Origin of the sequence: Colidextribacter sp. OB.20 (assembly GCF_009911595.1) — a bacterium.
Classification (GTDB): Bacteria; Bacillota; Clostridia; order Oscillospirales; family Oscillospiraceae; genus Lawsonibacter.
Window position 1 is genome coordinate 39,578 of record NZ_QWKG01000010.1, and the last position, 24,115, is coordinate 63,692.

General features: G+C 59.6%; 15 protein-coding genes and 1 pseudogene. 10 read left to right on the plus strand and 6 right to left on the minus strand.

The features are described 5' to 3' along the window. The first annotated feature begins 212 nt into the window (after positions 1-212). The 7 genes from D1641_RS03720 to D1641_RS03750 all read left to right on the plus strand — a co-directional run bounded on the left by D1641_RS03720 (position 213) and on the right by D1641_RS03750 (position 6,947). Complete coding sequence (locus D1641_RS03720; RefSeq protein ID WP_160663060.1) at positions 213-701, plus strand: tRNA (cytidine(34)-2'-O)-methyltransferase; 489 nt, start codon at positions 213-215, stop codon at positions 699-701. Positions 702-746: 45 nt separating this feature from the next. Beyond that, complete coding sequence (locus D1641_RS03725; RefSeq protein WP_160663061.1) at positions 747-2,027, plus strand: phosphoglycerate kinase; 1,281 nt, start codon at positions 747-749, stop codon at positions 2,025-2,027. Positions 2,028-2,170: 143 nt separating this feature from the next. Next, positions 2,171-2,944, plus strand: coding sequence for a triose-phosphate isomerase (gene tpiA, locus D1641_RS03730; protein ID WP_160663062.1), 774 nt, complete (start codon positions 2,171-2,173; stop codon positions 2,942-2,944). A 224-nt stretch (positions 2,945-3,168) separates the two neighbouring features. Next, the gene (gene gpmI, locus D1641_RS03735; RefSeq protein WP_160663063.1) at positions 3,169-4,683 is read left to right on the plus strand and encodes a 2,3-bisphosphoglycerate-independent phosphoglycerate mutase; all 1,515 of its coding nucleotides are present in this window, start codon (positions 3,169-3,171) and stop codon (positions 4,681-4,683) included. A gap of 101 nt (positions 4,684-4,784) precedes the next feature. Continuing rightward, a complete protein-coding gene (gene eno / locus D1641_RS03740; protein ID WP_160663064.1) occupies positions 4,785-6,086 on the plus strand; it encodes a phosphopyruvate hydratase in 1,302 nt (433 codons plus the stop codon). A gap of 67 nt (positions 6,087-6,153) precedes the next feature. After that, complete coding sequence (locus tag D1641_RS03745; RefSeq protein ID WP_160663065.1) at positions 6,154-6,654, plus strand: methylated-DNA--[protein]-cysteine S-methyltransferase; 501 nt, start codon at positions 6,154-6,156, stop codon at positions 6,652-6,654. Beyond that, positions 6,639-6,947, plus strand: coding sequence for an MGMT family protein (locus D1641_RS03750; protein ID WP_160663066.1), 309 nt, complete (start codon positions 6,639-6,641; stop codon positions 6,945-6,947). The genes D1641_RS03745 and D1641_RS03750 overlap by 16 nt, the downstream gene beginning before the upstream one ends. 55 nt (positions 6,948-7,002) lie before the next feature. On the opposite strand, the gene rpoC is transcribed toward D1641_RS03750, so the two are convergent. After that, complete coding sequence (gene rpoC / locus D1641_RS03755; RefSeq protein WP_160663067.1) at positions 7,003-10,683, minus strand: DNA-directed RNA polymerase subunit beta'; 3,681 nt, start codon at positions 10,681-10,683, stop codon at positions 7,003-7,005. 18 nt (positions 10,684-10,701) lie between these two features. Beyond that, the gene (gene rpoB / locus D1641_RS03760; protein WP_160663068.1) at positions 10,702-14,691 is read right to left on the minus strand and encodes a DNA-directed RNA polymerase subunit beta; all 3,990 of its coding nucleotides are present in this window, start codon (positions 14,689-14,691) and stop codon (positions 10,702-10,704) included. Between the two features lie 440 nt (positions 14,692-15,131). Here rpoB and D1641_RS03765 point away from each other — a divergent pair, with 440 nt between their 5' ends. Next, positions 15,132-15,422: a hypothetical protein gene (locus D1641_RS03765; protein ID WP_160663069.1), complete on the plus strand. Its 291-nt coding sequence runs from the start codon at positions 15,132-15,134 to the stop codon at positions 15,420-15,422. 59 nt (positions 15,423-15,481) lie between these two features. Further along, positions 15,482-16,405, plus strand: coding sequence for an NlpC/P60 family protein (locus D1641_RS03770; protein ID WP_160663070.1), 924 nt, complete (start codon positions 15,482-15,484; stop codon positions 16,403-16,405). Between the two features lie 49 nt (positions 16,406-16,454). Here D1641_RS03770 and D1641_RS03775 read toward each other — a convergent pair whose 3' ends face one another. The 3 genes from D1641_RS03775 to D1641_RS03785 all read right to left on the minus strand — a co-directional run bounded on the left by D1641_RS03775 (position 16,455) and on the right by D1641_RS03785 (position 19,936). After that, positions 16,455-17,093 (minus strand): hypothetical protein, encoded by a 639-nt coding sequence (locus D1641_RS03775; protein WP_160663071.1) that lies wholly within the window; start codon positions 17,091-17,093, stop codon positions 16,455-16,457. A 36-nt stretch (positions 17,094-17,129) separates the two neighbouring features. Next, entirely contained in the window at positions 17,130-18,545 is a 1,416-nt protein-coding gene (locus D1641_RS03780) for an MATE family efflux transporter (protein ID WP_160663072.1), read from the minus strand. A gap of 473 nt (positions 18,546-19,018) precedes the next feature. Further along, entirely contained in the window at positions 19,019-19,936 is a 918-nt protein-coding gene (locus D1641_RS03785; protein ID WP_160663073.1) for a 2-dehydropantoate 2-reductase, read from the minus strand. Positions 19,937-20,558: 622 nt separating this feature from the next. Between D1641_RS03785 and D1641_RS03790 the strand changes: the two genes are divergently transcribed. Continuing rightward, positions 20,559-23,531 carry a leucine-rich repeat protein gene (locus D1641_RS03790; RefSeq protein WP_160663074.1) on the plus strand — a complete coding sequence of 991 codons (2,973 nt, stop codon included), beginning with the start codon at positions 20,559-20,561 and terminating at the stop codon, positions 23,529-23,531. A gap of 294 nt (positions 23,532-23,825) precedes the next feature. Here the strand turns inward: D1641_RS03790 and D1641_RS03795 are convergent. Further along, a pseudogene (locus D1641_RS03795) lies at positions 23,826-24,115 on the minus strand (IS3 family transposase); the annotation flags it as partial.

Sequence of the window (24,115 nt, forward strand, 5' to 3'; positions counted from 1 at the left end):
GTTTTACCTGCCTGTCGGCCTGGTTTTTTTCGGCAATATGCCGAAAAAAAGCGTCGAAAAACAAGTCAAATATAAAAAGTACCTAAAAAATGTGGTTAAACGATGATATTTTTAAGCTTTTATGAAGTTTCTGCAATATTTCGGGCAATTTACAGTTGAAATTTTTGCCGGATTGGACTACAATAAGACCGCAACAGCAAGGAGGGGCCCATGTGCTGAACATCGTTTTGGTCGAGCCGGAGATTCCCCAGAATACCGGCAACATTGCCCGTACCTGCGCCGCCACCTGCAGCCGTCTCCATCTGGTCAGGCCCCTGGGCTTCGACATCAGCGAGAGGGCAGTGAAGCGGGCGGGGCTGGACTACTGGCCCATGGTCGATCTGCACGTTTACAACAGCCTGGACCACTTTTTCTCCGTCAATCCCCAGCCCGACTTGTGGCTGGCCACCACCAAAGCCCCCCGGGACTACTCAAGAGCAAAGTTTCAGGAGGGCTGCTGGCTCATGTTCGGCAAGGAGACCGCCGGCCTGCCCGAGGACCTGCGGCTGCGCTGGCAGGACCGATGCGTCCGCATCCCCATGCGGCCCGGCGCCCGGAGCCTGAACCTGGCCAACTCGGTGGCTGTCCTGGCCTATGAGGCGCTGCGGCAGCAGGGCTTCCCGGAGCTGTCCGGGGCGGGGGAGATGGCCTCCCATGCGTAACCCCTGAATTTTGTCACCTTTTATGAAGCGAAAGGAGTCAAGAAGATGAACTATAACAAGAAGACCGTCAAGGATGTGGATGTCAAGGGTAAAAAGGTCCTGCTCCGCTGCGACTTCAACGTGCCTATGGCTAAGGACGGCAGCGGCGTGATCACCGACGACAAGCGCATCCGGGCCGCCCTGCCCACTATCCAGTATCTGCTGGACCAGGGCGCGGCGGTGATTGCCTGCTCCCACATGGGCAAGCCGGTGGCCACTTTTGAGTCCTACAAGAAGAAGCAGCTGGAGAAGGGCAAGGACGAGGCCTCTATCACGGAGGAGAAGTGGAAGAAGTCCCTGGCCGAGCTGCGTATGGAGCCTGTGGCCGCCCGCCTGAGCGAGCTGCTGGGCAAGCCGGTCATCCTGGCCGAGGATGTCGTCGGCCCCGACGCCCAGGCCAAGGCCGCCGCTTTGAAGAGCGGCGAGATCATGCTGCTTCAGAACACCCGCTTTGAGAAGGGTGAGACCAAGAACGACCCCGAGCTGGCCAAGAAGATGGCCGGCCTGGCCGGAGCTGACGGCGTATACGTCTCTGACGCCTTCGGCGCGGTCCACCGCGCCCACGCCTCTACCGCCGGCGTGGCCGACTACCTGCCCGCCGTGTCCGGCTTCCTGATCCAGAAGGAGCTGGACTTCATCGGCGGCGCCCTGGCTGACCCCAAGCGGCCCCTGGTGGCTATCCTGGGCGGCTCCAAGGTGTCCTCCAAGATCGGCGTCATCAACAACCTCCTGGAAATTGCCGATACCATCATCATCGGCGGCGGCATGGCATACACCTTCTCTGCCGCCCAGGGCGGCAAGGTGGGAGACTCCCTCCTGGAAGCCGACTGGAAGGACTACTCCCTGGAGATGATCCAGAAGGCCCAGGACAAGGGCGTCAAGCTCCTCCTGCCTGTGGACACCGTCATTGCCGACAAGTTCGCTCCCGACGCCGACTCCAAGGTGGTCGCCTCCGGCGAGATCCCCGATGGCTGGCAGGGCCTGGATATCGGTCCCGAGACCCTCAAGCTGTACTGTGACGCGGTGAAGGACGCGGGCACCGTCATCTGGAACGGCCCCATGGGTGTGTTCGAGTTTGACAAGTTCGCCGTGGGCACTAAGGCTGTGGCCGAGGCCCTCAGCAGGACCAGCGCCATCACCATCATCGGCGGCGGCGACTCCGCGGCTGCGGTGCAGCAGCTGGGCTACGCCGACAAGATGAGCCACATCTCCACCGGCGGCGGCGCCTCCCTTGAATTTATGGAGGGCAAGGAGCTGCCCGGCGTGGCCTGCCTGCTGGACGCCTGATCGTTCCCCATATAGGGGGCGGCCTCCGCGCCGCCCCGATATCCCTGTTATCCCCGATGTCTGTAAATACAACAGCGGGCCGGCACAGAGGCCGGCCCATAACAGAAGCTATTTCGGAAAATATACGATTAGGAGAGATTTTTATGAACCGTCGTTACCGCAAGACCATCATCGCCGGCAACTGGAAGATGAACAACACCCTCTCCCAGACCAAGGCCTTCGCAGAGGAGATTAAGCCCATTATGCCCAAGGGCAAGTGGTGCAACGTGGTGCTGTGTGTTCCAGCTGTCAACATCCAGGCCGCCGTCCGGCTGTTCAAGGACTGCCACATCGCCATCGGCGCCGAGACCTGCCACGAGCTGGACCACGGGGCCTACACCGGCGAGATTACCGCTGAGATGATCAAGGAGGCGGGCGCCAAGTATGTCATCATCGGCCACTCCGAGCGCCGGCAGTACTACAATGAGACCGACTTCACCGTGAACAAGAAGGTCCACGCCGCCATCGCCGCCGGCCTGATTCCCATTGTCTGCGTGGGCGAGAGCCTGGAGCAGCGGGAGCTGGGGGTTACCATGGAGCTCATTGCCTATCAGGTGAAGTGCGCCCTGGCCAACGTGGCCCCCGAGGACGCCCGGCACGTGGTCATCGCCTATGAGCCCCTGTGGGCCATCGGCACCGGCAAGACCGCCACCGCCGAGCAGGCCGGCGAGGTCTGCCAGGCGATCCGCACCGTCATCCGCAAGCTGTACGGCGCCCACGTGGCCCGCTCTGTTACCATCCAGTACGGCGGCTCCATGAACGCCAAGAACGCGCAGGAGCTGCTGGCCCAGCCCGACGTGGACGGCGGCCTCATCGGCGGCGCCGCCCTGAAGCCCGCCGACTTTGTCACGATCATCGAGGCGGCCAATCAAGAGTAATTTTATGTAGGGGACGGCCCCCGGACGTCCTGCTGCCCGGCGGGCCCCTTAGGCAAGGGGCTCCCGGTGAAGCCGGGTGGGGATTGTATTTCGCCTGCGGCGAGATACAATCCTCCCTCTGGCCTTCGGCCAGCCACCTCCTTTTCCAAAGGAGGCTTTGCTGCTGCGGTTTAATGAGGCGGTCGGGAGAAGCTGCCCCTGCAAATAAAGGAAAGGTTTGTTTTATGAAAACACCTACTACTTTGATAATTATGGACGGATTTGGCGTAGAGGGGCCCTCCGCCGGGAACGCGGTGCTCAATGCTCCGACCCCCCGCCTGGATAAAATTTTTGCCGAATGCCCCGGGAGCAGGCTGTCCGCCTCCGGGCTGGACGTGGGTCTGCCCGACGGCCAGATGGGCAACAGCGAGGTGGGCCACACCAACATCGGCGCGGGCCGGGTGGTGTTCCAGGACCTGCCCCACATCAGCCGGGATATTGAGACCGGGGTTTTCTTCGAGAACCCCGCCTACCTGGAGGCCATGGACAACTGCCGGGAGTGGGGCAGCGCCCTGCACCTCATGGGCCTGCTGTCCGACGGCGGCGTCCACAGCCACATTACTCATCTCTTCGCCCTGCTGAAGATGGCTCAGGATCAGGGGCTGAAAAAGGTCTATATCCACTGCTTCCTGGACGGCCGCGACGTGCCTCCCTCCTCGGGGAAGGGCTATGTGGAGCAGCTCCAGGCGAAAATGCAGCAGATGGGAATCGGTCAGATCGCCACTGTCATGGGCCGGTACTACGCTATGGACCGTGACAAGCGCTGGGACCGGCTCCAGAAGGCCTACGATGCCATTGTCTGCGGCCAGGCCCCCTTTATGGCCGACGCAGCCGACGCCGTCCAGGCCTCCTATGACGCCGGAGTGACCGACGAGTTCATGATCCCCGTGGTCTGTGCCAAGGACGTTCAGCTCCGGGACAACGACTCGGTGATTTTCTTTAATTTCCGCCCCGATCGGGCCCGGGAGATCACCCGCACCCTGGTGGACGAGGACTTTACTGACGTGGAGCGCAAAACCGGCTTCATCCCCGTGGACTTTGTGTGTACCACCGAGTACGACGCCACCATGCCCAACGTGTCGGTGGCCTACCCCCGGCAGAAGCTGCACAACATCTTCGGTGAGTATATCTCCAACCTGGGCCTGACCCAGCTGCGCATCGCCGAAACTGAGAAGTATGCCCACGTGACCTTCTTCTTCAACGGCGGCGTGGAGCAGGTCTTCCCCGGAGAGGATCGCTGCCTGATTAACTCCCCCAAGGTTGCAACCTATGACCTCCAGCCTGAGATGTCCGCCTATGAGGTCACCGAGGAGGCGGTCAAGCGCATCCTCAGCGGGAACTACGACGTGATTATCCTCAACTTCGCCAACTGCGACATGGTGGGCCACACCGGCGTGTATGAAGCCGCCTGCAAGGCGGTGTCCACCGTGGACGAGTGCGTGGGCAAGCTGGTGGACGCCACCTCTAAGATGGGCGGCGTGTCTCTCATTACCGCCGACCACGGCAACGCAGAGCGGATGGCGGATACCGACGGCTCCCCCTTCACCGCCCACACCACCAATCTGGTGCCCTTCTATATCGTGGGGGCTAACGTTGCCCTGCGGGATGGCCGCCTGTGCGACATCGCCCCCACCATGCTGGACCTGATGGGCCTGGAGAAGCCCGCCGAGATGGACGGAGAGACCCTGATCGTAAAATAGCGGCGGCCCGGCGCGCCGGCCGCAGACCAATGATTCGTGCCCCCGGCGGGCAGTCCCGCCTTATCAATGATATCCGACAATTTGAAAGGAGATCAAATACTATGAAGCAGATGATCGAAATTGTAGACGTAATCGGCCGCGAAATCCTGGACTCCCGCGGGAACCCCACCGTTGAGGTTGAGGTCTACCTGGAGGACGGCACCATGGGCCGCGCCGCTGTCCCCTCCGGCGCCTCCACCGGCATCTATGAGGCCTGCGAGCTCCGTGACGGCGACAAGAGCCGCTATATGGGCAAGGGCGTGGAGAAGGCCGTCGCCAACGTAAACGGTGAGATCGCCGAAGCTCTCATCGGCACCAACGTGCTGGACCAGGTGGACATCGACAAGATGCTTATCGAGCTGGACGGCACCCCCAACAAGGACCGCCTGGGCGCCAACGCCATTCTGGGCGCCTCCCTGGCCTGCGCCAAGGCTGCCGCCGCCGCTCTGGGCACCTCCCTGTACAACTATATCGGCGGCTCCAACGCCAAGCAGCTGCCTGTTCCCATGATGAACATCCTCAACGGTGGCGCTCACGCCACCAACAATGTGGAGATTCAGGAGTTCATGATTATGCCCGTCTCCGCCCCCTCCTTCCGCGAGGCTCTGCGCCGCTGTGCCGAGGTCTTCCACACCCTGAAGACCGTTCTCAAAGAGAACGGCACCCCCGCCGCCGGCGTGGGCGATGAGGGCGGCTACGCCCCCAACCTGAAGAAGGATGAGGACGCCCTGAAGGTGATCGTCCAGGCCATCGAGGAGGCCGGCTACAAGCCCGGCGAGGACTTCATGATCGCCATTGACGCCGCCTCCTCCGAGTGGTGGAACGAGGACGAGAAGTGCTATATCCAGCCTAAGAGCAACAAGAAGCTGACCCAGCAGCAGCTGGTGAACATGTGGAAGAAGTTCGCCGACACCTATCCCATCATCTCCCTGGAGGACGGCATGGCCGAGACCGACTGGGAGGGCTGGGCTATGCTGACCAAGGCCATCGGCTCCAAGGTCCAGCTGGTGGGCGACGACCTGTTCGTCACCAACGTGAAGCGGCTGGCCGACGGCATTGAGAAGGGCGTGGCTAACGCCATCCTCATCAAGGTCAACCAGATCGGCACCCTGACCGAGACCCTGGACGCCATTCAGATGGCTAATCGGGCCGGCTACACCGCCATCGTGTCCCACCGCTCCGGCGAGACCGAGGATGCCACCATCGCCGACATCGCCGTGGCCCTCAACGCCGGCCAGATCAAGACCGGCGCTCCCAGCCGCACCGACCGCGTGGCCAAGTACAACCAGCTGCTGCGCATCGAGGAGGAGCTGGGCAATGTGGCCGAGTACCCCGGCCGCAAGGCGTTCTTCAACCTGAAGTAAGTTTTGCCTCAATGAGGGGACACCTCCCGGTGCCCCCCATTTTTTTATTGACACAGGAGGCGGAAAAATGGATTATATCGCCCATTATACCTCTCCTCTGGGGGGCATCACGCTGGCCAGCGACGGGCAGGCGCTGACCGGCCTGTGGTTTGACGGCCAGAAGTATTTTGGCGCCTCCCTGTCCGGGGAGCGGCAGGAGAGAGAGCTGCCTGTTTTTGATCGGGCTGCTGAGTGGCTGGACCTCTATTTCAGCGGGAGAGCCCCTGAATTTACCCCTCCGCTGGCCCTGCGGACGACCCCCTTCCGCAGGGCGGTCTGGGAGCTGCTGCTGGCCGTCCCCTACGGTCAGACCACCACCTACGGACAGCTGGCGGCCCAAATTGCCCAAAAGCGGGGCGGCATGTCGGCCCAGGCGGTGGGGGGCGCTGTGGGGCACAACCCCATCTCCCTGGTTATTCCCTGCCACCGGGTGCTGGGGGCGGACGGCGGCCTCACCGGCTACGCCGGAGGGCTGGAAAAAAAGAGGCGGCTGCTTGCTTTGGAGGGAGCGGCATGGATGAATCGCTGATCTATGAGATATTGTCCGTGGTGGAGGAGATCCCGGAGGGGAGAGTGGCTACCTACGGACAGATTGCCCGGCTCATCGGCCGGGAGAAGAACGCCAGGCTGGTGGGGAAGGTGCTGAGCATGTCTCAGTACTACGGCTCCTATCCCTGCCACCGGGTGGTCAACCACGCGGGCCGGCTGGCCCCGGGCTTTCGGGAGCAGGAAAGCCGACTGAGACAGGAGGGCGTGTCGCTGAAGGACAGCGACCATGTGGACCTGAAAAGCTTTCAGTGGGACAGCGGAAAAGAGGCATAAAACAGGGGACGCTTCCGTTGGAAGCGTCCCCTGAAGCCATATTCACATGGGGAGCTCAGTCCTCAGCGGGGACCGGGCTGACGGCGGGCTCCAGCTCAATGGGGCCCAGCTCGGTGAAGAGGTCGTCCCCCTCCTCCTCGTCCTCGTCCACGCTGAAATCCAGGTTGATCTCCCGCTCCGGACGGCGGTGGGCCTGGGCGATGAGGTTGCCCTCGTCGTCGATGACGTCCTTCCGGCGGTACTGGGCCAGGCCGGAGCCGGCGGGGATCAGCTTGCCGATGATGACGTTTTCCTTCAAACCCTGGAGGTGGTCCACCTTGCCCTTGATGGCCGCCTCGGTGAGGACCTTGGTGGTCTCCTGGAAGGAGGCGGCGGACAGGAAGGACTCGGTGGCAAGGGAGGCCTTGGTGATGCCCATGAGCAGCTGGGTGCAGGTGGGCAGGCGCAGGTCCTCGCCCATTTCGTTCTTCTCCCCGGCGTCGGCCCGGGCCCGGACCGCGGCCTCGGCGTCCCGGAAATCCACGATGTCCACAGTGGCGCCGGAGAGCAGGTCGGAGTCGCCGGAGTCGTCCACCCGAACCTTGCGCAGCATCTGGCTGACAATGACCTCGATGTGCTTGTCGTTGATATCCACGCCCTGCTGGCGGTAGGGCTTCTGGACCTCGCTAATCAGGTAATTGTGGCAGTCGGACAGACCCCGGATGCGCAGTACCTCGTGGGGGGACAGGACGCCCTCGGTGAGCTCTATGCCCTTTTCCACGGTGTCGCCGTCCTTCACCTTGATGCCGGCGGAGTAGGGCAGGGCGTAGGTGACCACCTGGCCGTCGTCGGCGGTGATGGTGACGTTGCACATGACGTTGCGCTTGGTCTCCTCAATGGAAATGCGGCCGGAGATCTCAGCCAGCTGTGCCATCTTCTTGGGCTTGCGGGCCTCGAACAGCTCCTCAACACGGGGCAGACCCTGGGTGATGTCGCCGCCGGCCACGCCGCCGGTGTGGAAGGTACGCATGGTCAGCTGGGTGCCCGGCTCGCCGATGGACTGGGCGGCGATGATGCCCACCGCCTCGCCGGCCCCCACGGGCTCTCCAATGGCGAGGTTGATGCCGTAGCACCGGGCGCACACGCCGCTCCGCGCCCGGCAGGTGAGGACGGAGCGAATCTTGGCCTGATGGATGTCGTGCTGCTCCAGGACGGCGGCGTCATCCTTGCTGAGCATGGTGTCTCTGGAGAAGAGGACCTCGCCGGTCTTGGGGTCGAGGATGTCCTGGGTGGGATAGCGGCCGTGGATGCGCTCGGCGAAGGTCTCGATGACCTGGCCGTGCTCCTCAATCTCGCTGACCAGGATGCCGTCGTGGGTGCCGCAGTCCTCCTCGCGGATGATGACCTGCTGGGACACGTCCACCAGACGGCGGGTCAGGTAGCCCGAGTCGGCGGTACGCAGAGCGGTGTCCGCCATGCCCTTTCGGGCGCCTCTGGAGGAGATGAAGTACTCCAGCACGGACAGGCCCTCACGGAAGTTGGCCTTGATGGGGATCTCGATGGTGCGGCCGGCGGTGTCGGCCATCAGGCCGCGCATGCCCGCCAGCTGACGGATCTGGGCCATGGAGCCTCGGGCGCCCGAATCGGCCATCATGAAGATGGGGTTGTATTGATCCATAGACTCCTGGAGGGCGTCGGTGACGTCCTTGGTGGTCTTCTCCCAGGCGGACACGGTGAGACGGTAGCGCTCGTCGTTGGTGATAAGGCCCCGGCGGTACTGCTTGTCGATGCGGACGATCTCCTTCTCCGTCTCACCAATGAGCTCATACTTCTTGGTGGGGACGGTCATATCGGCGATGGCCACGGTGAGGGAGCCCACGGTGGAGTAGTGGTAGCCCAGATCCTTAATGGCGTCCAGCATACCGGCGGAGGTGGTGAAGCCATGCCTGCTGATGCACTTGTCGATGATCCTGCCCAGCTGCTTCTTGCCCACTACAAAGTTGACCTCAGGGTCGAACATGGACTCGGGATCGGTACGGTCCACGAAGCCCAGGTCCTGGGGGATGGCCTCGTTGTAAATCAGGCGGCCCACAGTGGTGTCCACCAGCTTATGCCGCAGCTCGCCCTCCACCTCCCGGTACAGCCGGACCCGGATGGGGGTATGGAGGGTGACGATGCCGGAGTCATAGGCCAGCATGGCCTCGTCCCGGTCGGCAAAGACGTGGTTGACATCGCCCTCGTCCCGGGTGTAGGTCAGGTAGTAGGCGCCCAGGATCATGTCCTGAGAGGGGATAGTCACCGGGCCGCCGTCCTGGGGACGGAGGAGGTTGTTGGCCGACAGCATGAGCACCCGGGCTTCGGTCTGGGCCTCGGCGGACAGGGGGACATGGACGGCCATCTGGTCGCCGTCGAAGTCGGCGTTGAAGGCGGTGCACACCAGGGGATGGAGCTTGATGGCCCGGCCCTCCACCAGCACGGGCTCGAAGGCCTGAATGCCCAGGCGGTGCAGGGTGGGGGCCCGGTTGAGCATGACGGGGTGGTCCTTGATGACGAACTCCAGGGCGTCCCACACGGCGGCCTCGCCCTTTTCCACCATCTTCTTGGCGGCCTTGATGTTGTTAGCCAGGCCGTCGTCCACCAGCTTCTTCATGACGAAGGGGCGGAACAGCTCGATGGCCATCTCCTTGGGCAGGCCGCACTGGTAAATTTTCAGGGAGGGACCCACCACGATGACCGAACGGCCCGAGTAGTCCACCCGCTTGCCGAGGAGGTTCTGGCGGAAGCGGCCCTGCTTGCCCTTGAGCATGTCGCTCAGGGACTTGAGGGCCCGGTTGTTGGCCCCGGTGACTGCGCGCCCACGGCGGCCGTTGTCGATAAGGGCGTCCACCGCCTCCTGGAGCATCCGCTTCTCGTTGCGGACGATGATGTCGGGGGCGTTGAGCTGGATCAGCCGTTTCAGGCGGTTGTTCCGGTTGATGACCCGGCGGTACAGGTCGTTTAAGTCGGAGGAGGCGTACCGGCCGCCGTCCAGGGGGACCATGGGCCGAATCTCGGGGGGGATGACCGGCAGCACGTCGATAATCATCCACTCGGGCTTGTTGCCCGAGACCCGGAAGGCGTCCACCACCTCCAGCCGCTTGATGATCTTCACCTTTTTCTGGCCGGAGGCGTCCTTCAGCTCCTTGCGCAGCTGCTCAGACAGCTCGTCAAGGTTGATTTGCTGGAGTAGCTTCTTCACCGCCTCGGCGCCCATGCCGGCGTCGAAGTCGTCCTCGTACTTCTCCCGCATGTCCCTGTATTCCTTCTCGGACAGGATCTGGTTTTTGGACAGGGGGGTGAAGCCGGGGTCAATGACGATATAGGCGGCGAAGTACAGCACCTTCTCCAGAATCCGGGGGCTGATGTCCAGCAGCAGGCCCATCCGGGAGGGGATGCCCTTAAAGTACCAGATGTGGCTCACCGGGGCGGCCAGCTCAATGTGGCCCATCCGCTCCCGGCGGACCTTGGCCTTGGTGATCTCCACGCCGCAGCGGTCGCACACCTTGCCCTTGTAGCGGATTTTCTTGTACTTGCCGCAGTTGCACTCCCAGTCCTTGGTGGGGCCAAAGATACGCTCGCAGAACAGGCCGTCCCGCTCGGGCTTGAGGGTGCGGTAGTTGATGGTCTCGGGGCGCTTGACCTCACCGAAGGACCACTCGCGAATCTGCTCGGGGGAGGCGATCCCGATGCGGATCGCGTCAAACTCAGCGTAGCTCATGTTTTTTCTCCTCCCTTATCAGTTAAAGTCATCTTCGGCAAACAGGGCGTCCTCAGAGGAGGTCTCGTCCGCCGTATCCAGGGACAGATCGTCATCGTCGCTGTCGCCCTTGAAGGTGAAGCCGCCGGCAGAGGCGAAGTCGTCGTCCGCCTGGTAGCCGAAGTCGTCGTCCCGGTCGTAGTAGTCGTCCTTGACGGGCTGGTAGCCGTCGTCATCGTCGTCCTTCAGCTCGATCTCGCAGCCCTGGTCGTCCAGCACCTTCATGTCCAGACACAGGGACTGCAGCTCCTTGATAAGCACCTTGAAGGACTCGGGCACACCGGGCTTGGGCACGTTCAGGCCCTTGACAATAGCCTCGTAGGTTTTGACGCGCCCGGTGACATCGTCGGATTTTACAGTCAGTATCTCCTGCAGGGTGTAAGCCGCGCCGTAGGCCTCCAGGGCCCACACCTCCATCTCGCCGAAGCGCTGGCCGCCGAACTGGGCCTTGCCGCCCAGAGGCTGCTGGGTGACCAGGGAGTAGGGGCCGGTGGCCCGGGCGTGAATCTTGTCGTCCACCAGGTGGTGGAGCTTGAGGAAGTAGACGTAGCCCACGGTAACCGGGTTGTCGAAGCGGTTGCCCGTGCGGCCGTCGTAGAGCCAGTTCTTGCCGTCCACGATGCGCAGCAGGCCCTCCTTCTGCCACTGGGCCACCTGCGGAGCGTCGGCCATCTCCTCGGCGGTGAGGGGACGGATGTCGTCCACCAGCCAGGGCTGGCCGTCAACCATATGCACCTGGCCGTCGTTCTTCCAACGGCTGACCTGGGCTCCCGCCGGGTCGTCTGTGTTGAGGAAGGCCGCCTCCTCCGGGGTCAGGGGGCGGGACTGGGTGGGCTCCTGAGCCAGGTAGAGCTGCTTGCCAATGAGAGGCTCGTTGGCCCCCACCTCACGGGACAGCCCGGCCAGCTTCAGGCACTCCTGGATGTCCGACTCAGTGGCGCCGTTGAAGATGGGGGTAGCCACCTTCCAGCCCAGAGTCCGGGCGGCGTAGCCCAGATGGACCTCCAGCACCTGGCCGATATTCATACGGCTGGGCACGCCCAGGGGGTTCAGCACGATATCCAGAGGGGTGCCGTCGGGGAGGAAGGGCATATCCTCCTGGGGCAGGATGCGGGACACCACGCCCTTGTTGCCGTGGCGGCCGGCCATCTTGTCGCCCACGGAAATCTTCCGCTTCTGGGCGATATAGACCCGGACAGTCTGGTTGACCCCGGCGCCCAGCTCGTCGCCGTTTTCCCGGGTGTAGACCTTCACGTCCACCACAATGCCCGCCTCGCCGTGGGGCACCTTCAGGGAGGTGTCCCGGACCTCCCGGGCCTTCTCGCCAAAGATGGCCCGGAGCAGCTTCTCCTCCGCGGTGGCCTCGGCCTCGCCCTTAGGGGTGACCTTGCCCACCAGGTAGTCGCCGGCGCGGATCTCGGCGCCCACGCGGATGATGCCGCGCTCGTCCAGGTCCTTCAGGGCGTCCTCGCCCACGTTGGGAATGTCGCGGGTGATGGTCTCAGGGCCCAGCTTGGTGTCACGGGCCTCGGTCTCGTACTCCTCGATGTGGATGGAGGTGAACACGTCGTCCTTGACCATCCGCTCGTTGAGGAGGATGGCGTCCTCGTAGTTATAGCCCTCCCAGGTCATGAAGCCCATGAGGATATTCCGGCCCAGGGCGATCTCCCCCCGGTCGGTGGAGGGGCCGTCGGCCAGTACGTCCTGGAAGTCCACCCGCTGGCCCGCGTTGACAATGGGCCGCTGATTGATGCAGGTAGTATGGTTGGAGCGGAGGTATTTGGTGAGCCGGTACTCCTTGGAGCCCAGCTTGGGGTCGTCGTAGGCCACGGTAATATACCGGGCGTCCACCTTGGTGACGGTGCCCGGGCCCTCGGCCAGGATGGCTACCTCGGAGTCGGTGCAGTTCTTGTGCTCCTGGCCGGTGGCTACGATGGGGGCCTCGGGGCGGAGCAGGGGGACGGCCTGGCGCTGCATGTTGGCGCCCATCAGGGCGCGGTTGGCGTCGTCGTTCTGAAGGAAGGGGATCATGGCGGTAGCCACCGACACCATCATCTTGGGGGATACGTCCACATAGTCCACCCGGTGCTTGTCAACCGAGATGGTTTCGTTGCGGTGGCGGCAGGTGACGCGCTCATTGACCAGGCAGCCGTTCTCGTCCACTGGCTCGGTGGCCTGGCCGATGATGAACTCATCCTCCATGTCGGCGGTCATATAGGTGATCTCGTCGGTGAGCTTGCCCGTCTCCTTGTTCACACGGCGGTAGGGGGTCTCGATAAAGCCGTATTTGTTGATCCGGGCGTAGGAGGCAAGGTAGGAGATCAGACCGATGTTGGGACCCTCGGGGGTCTCGATGGGACACAGCCGGCCGTAGTGGCTGTAGTGGACGTCCCGGACATCGAAGGAGGCCCGGTCCCGGCTCAGACCGCCGGGGCCCAGGGCGGACAGACGGCGCTTGTGGGTCAGCTCGGCCAGAGGGTTGGTCTGGTCCATGAACTGGGACAGGGGGGAGGAGCCGAAGAACTCCTTGATGGCGGCGGTGACGGGCCGGATGTTAATCAGGGATTGGGGGGTGACCACGTCCAGGTCCTGGGTGGTCATCCGCTCCCGGATGACCCGCTCCATGCGGGAGAAGCCGATGCGGAACTGGTTCTGGATCAGCTCGCCCACGCAGCGCAGGCGGCGGTTGCCCAGGTGGTCGATGTCGTCGGGGTTGCCCACGTTGTGGGCCAGGCAGTTGAGATAGTTGATGGAGGCCATGATGTCGGCCACCGTGATGTGGTTGGGAATCAGGTCGTCAATCTGGCGGCGGATGGCGTCCTTCAGCTCCTCTCCCTGGTACTGGTCCACCAGGGCGCACAGGGCGGGGAAGGAGACCATCTCGTCGATGTTCACCTCAGCGGGGTCGAAGCCGGTGAGGGCGGTGAAGCCCCTGGCGTCTACCATATCGTTGGAAAAGACCACCACTTCTCTGCCGTCCGCGTCCACCACAGCCCGGTTGACTCCCCGGGAGTCCAGCTCCTGGGCCTCTTCCCGGGTGAGGATCTGACCGGCCTCGGCGATGATCTCGCCGGTGCGGGGATCGGCGATGGGCTGGGCCAGCTTCTGGCCGGACAGCCGGGTCCACAGGGCCAGCTTCTTGTTGAACTTGTAGCGGCCCACAGTGGACAGGTCGTACCGCCGGTGATCGAAGAAGGTGGCGTTGAGCAGAGTCTCGGCGGAGTCCAGCGTGGGGGGCTCGCCGGGGCGCAGCTTGCGGTAGATCTCCAGCATGGCCTCCTCATAGCTCTTGCAGGCGTCCTTCTCCAGAGTGGCCAGGATGCGCTCATCCTCGCCGAACAGCTCCAGAATCTCTGAATCGGTCCGGGGGCCCATGGACCGGATCAGGCAGGTGATGGGCAGCTTGCGGTTCTTGTCGATCCGGACATAAAAGATGTCGCTCAGGTCGGTCTCATACTCCAGCCAGGCGCCCCGGCCGGGGATGACGGTGGTGGTATAGGTCTTGTTGTCGGCCTTGTCTACCTCACGGGTGTAGTACATGCCGGGGGAGCGGACGATCTGGGAGACAATGACCCGTTCGGCGCCGTTGATGACAAAGGTGCCCGAATTGGTCATAATGGGGAAGTCACCCATGAAGATCTCCTGCTCATTGATCTGGTTGTTCTGGGTGTTGCGCAGCTGAACCCTGACCTTGACAGGGGCGGCGTAGGTGGCGTCCCGGGCCTTGCACTCCTCTACGTCATACTTGGGCTTCTCGTCCATGGAGAAGTCCACGAAGGAAAGCTCCAGATTGCCGCCGTAGTCCACAATTGAGCCCACATCCTGGAACACCTCCTTCAGCCCCTCATCCAGGAACCACTGGTAGGAGGTCTTTTGAACCTCCAGCAGGTTGGGCATCCCCAGGATTTCCTCATACCGGGCGAAGCTCTTTCGTGGGGTCTTGCCGTACATTACGTCCTTGACGACCATGCTGAAAAATCAACTCGCTTTCTTCTGAATTGACAGTTGTTACGCACTTTTATTGGCGAATTTTGGGAGAAAAGGGAAGGTTTGCCGTCAGTATGCACAGTTTCGGAGGGAGAGGGAGGAGAGATACACACGGGCATGTGGACTGTTTTAAGCAATCCACCCTTGCCAATTCCCCTCCGGTGTGGTACACTGACGCTGTGAATATGGAAAAGTGTCCGATTTTTGCATAGGGACACAAAAGCATTTTATTCTACCATAAATGGGATAGGCTGTCAAGGCCTATCCCATTTTTTGTGTGGGAGAGGGAAGGAAAATTTTTCTTGGAGAATTTTGCGGAAAGGATTTGACAAGTGGTAACAAATGTGTTACAATTCGGTTACAAGAAAAGCGGTGCGTTCTGAAACCGTTTTGAAACTATTTTGGATGAAGGAGGCCCACAGATGGCCAGCGAGAATTTGCCTCTTTCCTATAAGGGGCACCCCCTGCGACGGAAAGACAATCTGATTTATTACGGGACCATGGCGGAGAAATACATCATTATGCTCCAGGTCCTGTCCACCAAAAACCAGGGAGATTTGTCCGTGGCGGACAAGGTTTCCGTTCAGCTTCAGCTCACCGACCCCGACCTGAAGAGCCGGGATCGGGTGGTGAAGAAGAGCGAGAAGGACAGCCTGTACGCGGCCATGGACGTGGCTGCGGTCTGGCTGGAACGGGCCCTGTCCGGAAAGTAACAAAAAAGTTACAGATGAGAAACCGTCTGCTGAGAGAGATATTGAGGAGGACGTCAATTATGAAGCATATCGCAGCCCGCCTGACCGCCGCCCTGCTGCTGGTCAGCACCCTGATCACCCCCGTCTTTGCCCTGACCGGCACGGTCAACACCGGCAGTGATGTCCTCCGCCTCCGGGCTGAGGCCAGCACCGAGGGCGAGATTTTGAAGAATCTGGCCAATGGCGTTCAGGTAGAGGTTCTGAATACCTTGGAGAGCGGCTGGCATCAGGTGTCCTACGAGGGCATTCAGGGCTATGTGTCTGGCAAGTACCTTGTGCTGGAGGGCGAGGCCGCCCCTGCGGCTGAGGCTCCTGCGGCCGCGCCTGCGCCCCTGGCCGGGGACGCCGCCCCTGCGGAGGAGCCGGTCAAGACCTACATCCAGGTGGTGGACGGGCCCTTGAACGTCCGCACCGGCCCCGGCACTGACTACGACAGGGCAGGCAGCCTGGCTACCGGCCGGATCGTGGAGTTCCAGAGCCTGGAGGAGGGCTGGTACAAGATCGACACCGGATACGTCAGCGCCGAGTATGTGAAGGAGGTTGACGGCTCCCAGATCAACGCCTCCGCCCTCAAGGGCCAGGAGATCGCCAACTACGCCCTCCAGTTCGTGGGCTGCCGCTATGTCCACGGCGGCACCTCCCCCAAGGGCTTTGACTGCTCCGGTCTCACTACTTATGTGTACAAGCAGTTCGGCTATACCCTGAACCGCACCTGCACCGGCCAGTTGAAAAACGGCCAGCCCGTCTCCATGAGTGAGCTCCAGCCCGGCGATATCGTCATCTTCAAGAAGGGCAATAGCAAGGAGGCCGCCACGCATGTGGGCCTGTACATCGGCAACAACCAGTTCGTCCACGCCTCCACCCCCAAGGTGGGCGTCATCATCAGCAGCATGAGCTCCGCTTACTACACCACCGGATTTGTGGGCGGCCGCCGCATTGTGTGACAATCAGTTTACATAAAACTCCCCCGCCGGCGGCGGGGGAGTTTTTCTGCTATAACAAGATTCCCAAGTCCTCAATGGGAAAGCCAAGATAGGCCGCAAGGTCAAAAACCAGCCGCCAGTCGTTGGAGAGGCAGCGGTCCTCCGGCCTGATCCGGTGGACAGGGGGCTGCTCCGGCGGTTGCCAGTTCTTTTGCCGGTGGCGGCGGGACATATAGCCGGCCCACTGTGCCCAACTGGCCCGGATATTGGCATCCTCCCGAAAATACTCCTCCAAAAGGGCCGGGTCCGTCCCCGGAAATGCCTGGGCAATCGCCTCTGTGTCCGGGATGGAGCGGAATTGATTCTGCTTGGGCGGGTCATCAGGGTGGCGGTGGGGACTGATCCATTGGCCGCTGTGGTAGAAATAGTGTCCCCAGTGTCCCTCCTTGTCCCCTGAGGGGGGCGAGAGGCTCAGGGAAAGAGCCCAGACGGAGCGAAAGGATATGAGGTTACACAGCGGTGTGACCTCTTTTGCTGCGCCGGTTTTCCCGCCTTCCACCAGCACTGCGCCGACGGGATACTCCAAAATTTGCCCCCAGGGGGAGTGCTGGTGCTGGTAGGAATCCAGTTCTTTCTGAAGCTGTGCCCGAGAGAGGCCGGGGAACAGGCCTAACTCCCATTGTTTGGGACGCTTGACGGTTCGCTCCATGGTGATACCCTCCATAAAACAGGCAGAACAGCAGGTTTATTTTGAAGCCGCCTCTGGGTGCTGGCCCTCCATGGACAGGTAGGCCGGGCCGGCGTGCTGGAGCTTGGCGAAGGCCCGTTTTCGGACCACCAGCATGAGGAAGAGGAAGTGGCACAGGCCGGTGACCGTCCAGGTGATGGGGTAGGAGATGTAAAGGCAGGCGGGGGTGCGGTAGAGGGGGAACACGGCAGCCACCCATACCAGCCGAAGCCCGCAGGCGCCGATGATAGAGGTAATCATGGGGATCATAGAGCTGCCCAGCCCCCGCAGCACCCCCACCAGAGTGTCCATAATGCCGCAGATGAAGTAGGGACAGCAGATAAAGGACATCCGAATCAAAGCCTGTCGGACCACATCGGGCTCTCCCGGGGCGTAGATGCCGGCAAGCTGGGCGCCGAACAGGTAGGCCAGATTTCCCGCCACAAGGCCGAAGAGCACCGCGAAGCCCACGCACTGCCGGGCCACCTTGTCCACCCGGTCACACTTCCCGGCGCCGTAATTCTGCCCCACAAAGGTGATGGCCGCCTGATAGAAGGCGTTCATGGTGACATAGACAAAGCTCTCGATATTGGAGCCGGCGGAGGAGCCGGCCACCAGGACCGCGTCGTCAAAGGAGTTGAGGGAGGACTGGATAACCACATTGGACAGGGAGAACACCACCCCCTGAAAGCCGGCGGGCAGGCCCACCTGAACGATCCGGCGGACCACCTGCCAGTTCGGGCCGAGCTGCCTCAGGTCCAGGTGGAGGGGACCCTGCTCCCGGGCCATGCACCACAGCACCAGAGCTGCGGAGATGTATTGGGAGATGATGGTGGCCAGGGCCACTCCGGCCACGTCCAGATGGAGGGAGATGACAAAGACCAGGTTCAGGGCCACGTTGACAATCCCGGCAAAGGTGAGGAAATACAGCGGCCGCTGGGTGTCCCCCTGAGCCCTGAGGATGGCCGCGCCGAAGTTGTACACAAAGTTGGCGGGCAGGCCCAGGAAGTAGATGCGCAGATACACGCTGGCCAGGTCAATAACATCGGTGGGGGAGGACATCCACTCCAGCAACTGCCGGGACATGGTTACGCCAAAAAACGTCATAGCTGCGCCGCTGGCCAGAGCCAGGGTCATGGCGGTGTGAACGCTGCGGCTTACATTGTCCAGCCGCCCGGCACCCAGGTCCCGGGCCACTACCACATTTGTGCCCACCGACAGCCCCACAAACAGGTTGATCATCAGGTTGATGAGGGAGGTGTTGGAGCCCACCGCCGCCAGGGCCTCCTTGCCGGCGTAGCGGCCCACCACCACCACGTCCGCCGCGTTGAACAGCAGCTGAAGCAGGCTGGAGGCCATCAGGGGCAGAGCGAACAAAAGAATCTTGTTCGCGATGGACCCGCTGCACATGTCAATGCTATGACTTTTTTTCACGACTTGCCATTCTCCTTCAGAATATGCATAGTTCCATTTTTTCAAACAGGACCTATCTTACTACAGGGAAAGCGTGGCAGTCTAGTGCAAAAATAAACAAACTATCCTCCGTTAAAGGAAAATATCCCACTTTAAAATCAGAATTGTTTTTACATGTGCGGTTTGCCGATGGTTCAATATTCAGGCGCCGCAGGGGCCTCGGCGTCCATCAGCTCTGACGCTTGAACGCCTCTCTGCGTACATCCCGGGCAGTGTTCTGCTCCTATGCTGTTTTAACGAACAAATTTTCCATTTCTGAGACTGCAACGACCAAACAGAGGTTAAAAGAAACCCCCGGGCCCTTGATAATCAAGGGCCCCGGGGTTGGCAGTGCCAGACATTTTCAAACCTGTATCGCAAAGCTGACCTGACAATTACCTTCAGATTAAACGATCCTATATTTTCGGATAGCTGCCTTTCCTTGGAGTTTTTCTTTAATCAAACAGCCCATCATTCTTTTCTTCTATCGCTTTAATAACATGGAATGTATATTCGCAGTAGGGAACAGAGATACCAGCTTCCTCTGCCATGCGGAGCATATGCCCGGCAAATATATCAATTTCCGTGTGCCGGCCGGCCTCCAGGTCCTGGAGTGTGGAGTATCTGGCTGATGGGGACTGACCGGGGAAAATCAGGACATCCTTCGCCAGATGGATTCCTTTGGCGGCAGCCACAGCCGCCACCTCAGACCAGAGCTTTTGGGCCAGGAACACCCCGTGCTCACTTTTGAGATACAGACCGGCCGGCGCACCAATGACTGCCTGGGGGAGGTTGTTGGCAATGTTACTGGCATATTTCAGCCAAATGTCCGTCACAATATCATTCGAAAGCTGCCAGCGAAGCCGGCTCTCGGCAAAAAGGGCTGACAGAGCTTCCAACTTCCATCGTTCTTCTGTCCTGGCACCCTGCAAGCCAAAGCTGAGGCCGATTACCCGGTCCGGATCAAACCGGACCTCCGCCCCTGTCCGCTGGGAAGCAATGCGGATGACGGAGTGGACCACATGCTCCGGGCCTACTGCCTGGGCCACTCGATCCTCGCTGTCCACCCCGTTGAGAAGGCTGAGTACCAGGGTGTCCGGGCCTATGAGAGGAGGGAGCATGGCGACAGCCTCGTCCAGCGCACTGTATTTGGTGGAAATGAAAATCAGATCCTGGGGGCCCGCCTGACTGGGTTCCTGCACATAGAGCGGATAATGTATCCCGTTAATGATGATGCCATCACGTTTCAGCCGCTCTGCGCGCGCTCCCTCCGCCACGACGGTAAGAGTGATATCGGCAGTTCTCTCAAAGCTCCAGATTAGATACGCCCCAACGGCGCCCACTCCAATCAGAGCGATCCTGCGAATCTTCAAATCGGCTCCCTCCTCATGACTGAATCTATCGTGGTCAATTGCCCTGCGAACATTTGACCGCGTCGATGGGCAACACGATCTGTACTTCACCTGCCAGGTGGCTTCAAAGTCACCCGTTTACCAAGAATCAGCCATTTTTTAGTATAGTACAATTGTATAAAATGTCAATTGTAAATGATTCTGAACGTAGATATCTCCTTTTATGAAAAATATGATAAACAGCTCAAGTGAGAAATTGTGGCTTCATTTCGCCAATTTTCCTTGAAATACATACAGTATTCCTCAGTCAAATTGGCGTTGTCTGGCGAAAAATATCTCGCTGCTGAGCATGCTTCCATTTTTCAAGCAAGGCCTAAAACTAGCATATTACGCAGAAAGCCGTCCTTGAAATGGGGCGGCTTTTCCCAGATGGACATTGCAGGCATTTTAATTCATTCAGCACGGTTGCATTGACATACCTGACCAGGATTTGTATAATATAACGGATAGAAAATATGTACACTTTTTGCAGGAGAGGACTTGATAAATGGAGCTTCTTTCGATACATTCCCGACAGACAGAATGAGTCTGTCCTTTTTCTGGCTTAACGGACAATTATCATAGAAGAAAGGAAACAGATGGTATGAGAACAAAGCAAAGATTTTTAAGCCTGCTGCTCTGCGGCGCACTGGTTTTCTTCTGCGCTTCGCCGGCCTATGCCGAAGCGCAGATGCGGAACAACGTCCAGCCCCCAGTGGCAGGCGGTTTGTGTGAACACCACACCGAACATGGCAGCGAATGCGGCTATTCTCCCGCAGCCGGGGAGATGCCCTGCGGCTTTATCTGCGAGATATGCGGCGGGGAGAACGCTTCCCCCTCCAACACAGCGGAAATAACCGCGGATCAGGCTTTTGAAAATGTTCTCAAGGATAATTCAGATCATGAAGGACCGGAGGATTTAGCTGGGGTCTGGTCTGATAAGGCGCCGTTTTTCATGGAAGCCGAAGAGAAAGACGATTTATCAGGTCAGCTTTTTGGGATTACCAGGGCATCCGGGGTTTGCCCGACGTATGATGAAGCCTATAACGCGATGATTGGCATGAAGAATGAGCTTTATGAGGGAATGCCCTGGACGAATTTTCAGCCTTATGGGAACGAGGGAGAATGGGGAAAATACTATCGTTTTCAGGGTGGTCCGGTAAAAGGAGCGAGTCTTGGAGTTGGCTGCGCGGCATTTGTCTTTATACTGAGTGATGAGGCCTTTGGCACGCTTCCGGCAAGGACGATTGACAGAGGCGGATTCGAGTATGAAGACGTGAAGGTCGGAGACATTCTGCGAATCAATAACAGCCATTTTGTGATTGTACTTAGAGTGGCTTCCAGCGGAGTAACGGTTGCCGAGGGGAATTACAATAAGAGCGTGCATTGGGGACGGACGTTGAGCAAGTCGGAGGTTTTGAATGCGAATTTTATTGTGACCCGCTATCCGTCAGGGTATTCGGAGGAGCAGGACGCGGATGAGGTTGCCTATAGCGGAACGGAAGGCAGTTTAAGCTGGACGCTGACAAATGGAGGAACACTGACGGTCTCCGGGAAAGGTGCGATGCCGGATTATACCGAGTCTGTTCGTCCGGCCTGGGAGGCTCATGCCGGCAAGATTAATCAGGTAATCATTGAGGATGGCGTGGAAAGTATAGGCAGCTATGCTTTTTATAAGAGTCTGGCAATGAGTGTGCAGATTCCGGAGACTGTTACGAGCATCGGAGAGGCGGCGTTTGGCGCATCGAATTTGGTGGAAATAACGGTGCCTGGGAGTGTAAAAGTAATTGGGGATGAAGCGTTTTATGATTGCAAAAGCCTGAAGTCGGCAACATTCTATGAGGGCGTGCAGAGTATCGGTGTGAACGCGTTCCATAAATGCGGAATTGCTTATCTGGATTTTCCTTCCAGTATCACTTCTGTGGGTGCGGGTGCGTTCATGGAGTGTGATAGTTTAGTGCGGGTGCGGTTTGCACCGGGCGGGCAGACCGTATCGTTGGGGGATAATTTATTTTCCAAGTGCTGGTATTTGTCAGATGTGACCTTGCCGTTGAAGACGGATAAGATAAGCTCGGGCATGTTTGCAAACTGCATGGCATTACCCTATCTGTATATTCCTGCGGGAGTAGAAGTTGATGGAATGGGCTTGAGTGGTTCGCCGTTTGTGGGATGTAACCGGCTGAATACGATAGACTTTGGCGGAAGCGAGAGTGACTGGCAGACGAACGGCGGTAAGGCGGCATTGACCTATGCTGGTTTGACAGGCAAGGTGACAGTGAATTTCAACGCAGCCTTTGATGATCCGTTTGGAGAAATCCCGGGCGATCCGGGAGAGTTTGTGCCCTGTGAGCATGTGGATCAGAACGGTGACGGACGTTGCGACATATGTGACGAGGTGTTATCGACTGAGCCAGGTGAGCCGGAGGAGCCGGGTGAACCGGAGGAGCCGGGTGAACCGGAGGAGCCGGGTGAGCCGGAGGAGCCGGGTGAACCGGAGGAGCCGGGTGAGCCGGAGGAACCGGGTGAACCGGAGGAGCCGGAGGAGCCAGGTGAGCCGGAGGAACCGGATGAACCGGAAGATTCCGGAGATGATAGGGACGATTCTTACACTCCGACCTATAGCAGCGATACTTTGTCCAGTGGCGGCGTTACCCTTTCCGGCAGCGGCATTCACAAAAACGCCCGCCTGACCGTTACACCGAACACGCTGCATGACAGCAAGTGCGCTGAGTGTGGCCAGATCCGCCAATGGCAGGAGCAGGGCCGCGTGGTTGCGGTTTATGACGTGTCTTTAAGCCGCAGCTTCCGGGGATCCGTAACCCTTACATTCCCCGTTTCCAGGGAGTACAACGGAAAGACATTGACGGTCGCCCATTGCCTGAAAAATGAGCTGGACAGCTATGATGTGGCTGTTTCAAACGGGAAAATCAAGGTAACAGTAAGCAGCCTTTCCCCGTTTGCCATTCTGGACAATTCCAAAGACGAGCCGGGTAAGGACACCCCCAACACAGGCGCGGATAATCCGTTTACCGATGTAAAGGAAACAGACTGGTTTTATAAGGACATGATGTTTGTCTACGAAAAGGGCTTAATGGTGGGCCAAAACACAGCAGCCTTTGCGCCGGACAGTAACGCCACCCGCGCCCAGCTTGCGGTGATTTTCTACCGTACGGAGGGCAGTCCCAAAGTGGAGGGCACAAACAGCTTTACCGATGTGGTGTACGGCCCCGGTACAGCCTGGTATTATGATGCGGTAACGTGGGCGGAGCAAAGTGGTGTTGTAGGCGGCTACGGCGACGGCAGATTTGGTCCGGACGACTCGATTACCCGTGAACAGCTTGCGGCGATCTTTTACCGCTATGCGCAGTACAAGGGCTATGACATGACCGCCGCAGGAAGCCTTGACCGATTCGCGGATCAAGACAAGGTTTCTCAATGGTCAAAGCAGCCCCTTATATGGGCGGTTAACTCCGGCATTGTGAACGGCACAGGGGACAACCTCCTTTCCCCGGAGGGAACCGCTACCCGCGCCCATATTGCGGCTATGCTTCACCGCTTTATTGGCAACAGGTTTTAAGCCGCTGCCTGTGAGTACGGCGGCTGTCATTGCCAAACACAGGAGGGAACCGAAAGCAGAGGCACCAGTATAAAAACAACCATATAGAATAAACACAGGGGTGGCGGGCAGATTATCCCGCCACCTCTCTTTATTGCCATTGTGGCAAGTATGAAAGAACGCAAAATACATACACAGAGGAAGAAATCGAGGTTGATGAGCAAGAATACCTTCAGGAGCGGTATTTTGCACTGTTTTTAAAGAACAAGGGAATGCACTATGTCTGCACATGGGATGACGGTGCGCACATGTGCCCAGGTATAGTTTCTCTCCAAACAAGCTGAACTCTGTGACATCGGTGACCCACTTCTGGTTTGGTTTTTCAGCATGGAAGTCCCGTTTGAGCAGGTTCGGTGCAATTTTCCCGGTTTCTCCCTTGTAAGAGCGATATTTTTCATCCGAACACGACAAACCAGCCCCAACTCTTTCATTAAGCGGCGAACGGTTTTGTGGTTCAAATGGATGCCACGCCTATCCAGCTCTATTGTAATCCGCCGGTAGCCGTATCGTCCCTTGTTTTCGTGGTATATGGCTGTAATTTCTGC

Coding starts and splice junctions, on each gene's coding strand:
- rpoB (WP_160663068.1), bottom strand. CDS start 14,691: ATGGTCGTCAAGGACGTAATGTACGGCAAGACCCCACGAAAGAGCTTC.
- gpmI (WP_160663063.1), top strand. CDS start 3,169: ATGAAAACACCTACTACTTTGATAATTATGGACGGATTTGGCGTAGAG.
- eno (WP_160663064.1), top strand. CDS start 4,785: ATGAAGCAGATGATCGAAATTGTAGACGTAATCGGCCGCGAAATCCTG.
- D1641_RS03775 (WP_160663071.1), bottom strand. CDS start 17,093: ATGGAGCGAACCGTCAAGCGTCCCAAACAATGGGAGTTAGGCCTGTTC.
- D1641_RS03765 (WP_160663069.1), top strand. CDS start 15,132: ATGGCCAGCGAGAATTTGCCTCTTTCCTATAAGGGGCACCCCCTGCGA.
- D1641_RS03750 (WP_160663066.1), top strand. CDS start 6,639: ATGGATGAATCGCTGATCTATGAGATATTGTCCGTGGTGGAGGAGATC.
- rpoC (WP_160663067.1), bottom strand. CDS start 10,683: ATGAGCTACGCTGAGTTTGACGCGATCCGCATCGGGATCGCCTCCCCC.
- D1641_RS03790 (WP_160663074.1), top strand. CDS start 20,559: ATGAGAACAAAGCAAAGATTTTTAAGCCTGCTGCTCTGCGGCGCACTG.
- D1641_RS03770 (WP_160663070.1), top strand. CDS start 15,482: ATGAAGCATATCGCAGCCCGCCTGACCGCCGCCCTGCTGCTGGTCAGC.
- tpiA (WP_160663062.1), top strand. CDS start 2,171: ATGAACCGTCGTTACCGCAAGACCATCATCGCCGGCAACTGGAAGATG.
- D1641_RS03745 (WP_160663065.1), top strand. CDS start 6,154: ATGGATTATATCGCCCATTATACCTCTCCTCTGGGGGGCATCACGCTG.
- D1641_RS03725 (WP_160663061.1), top strand. CDS start 747: ATGAACTATAACAAGAAGACCGTCAAGGATGTGGATGTCAAGGGTAAA.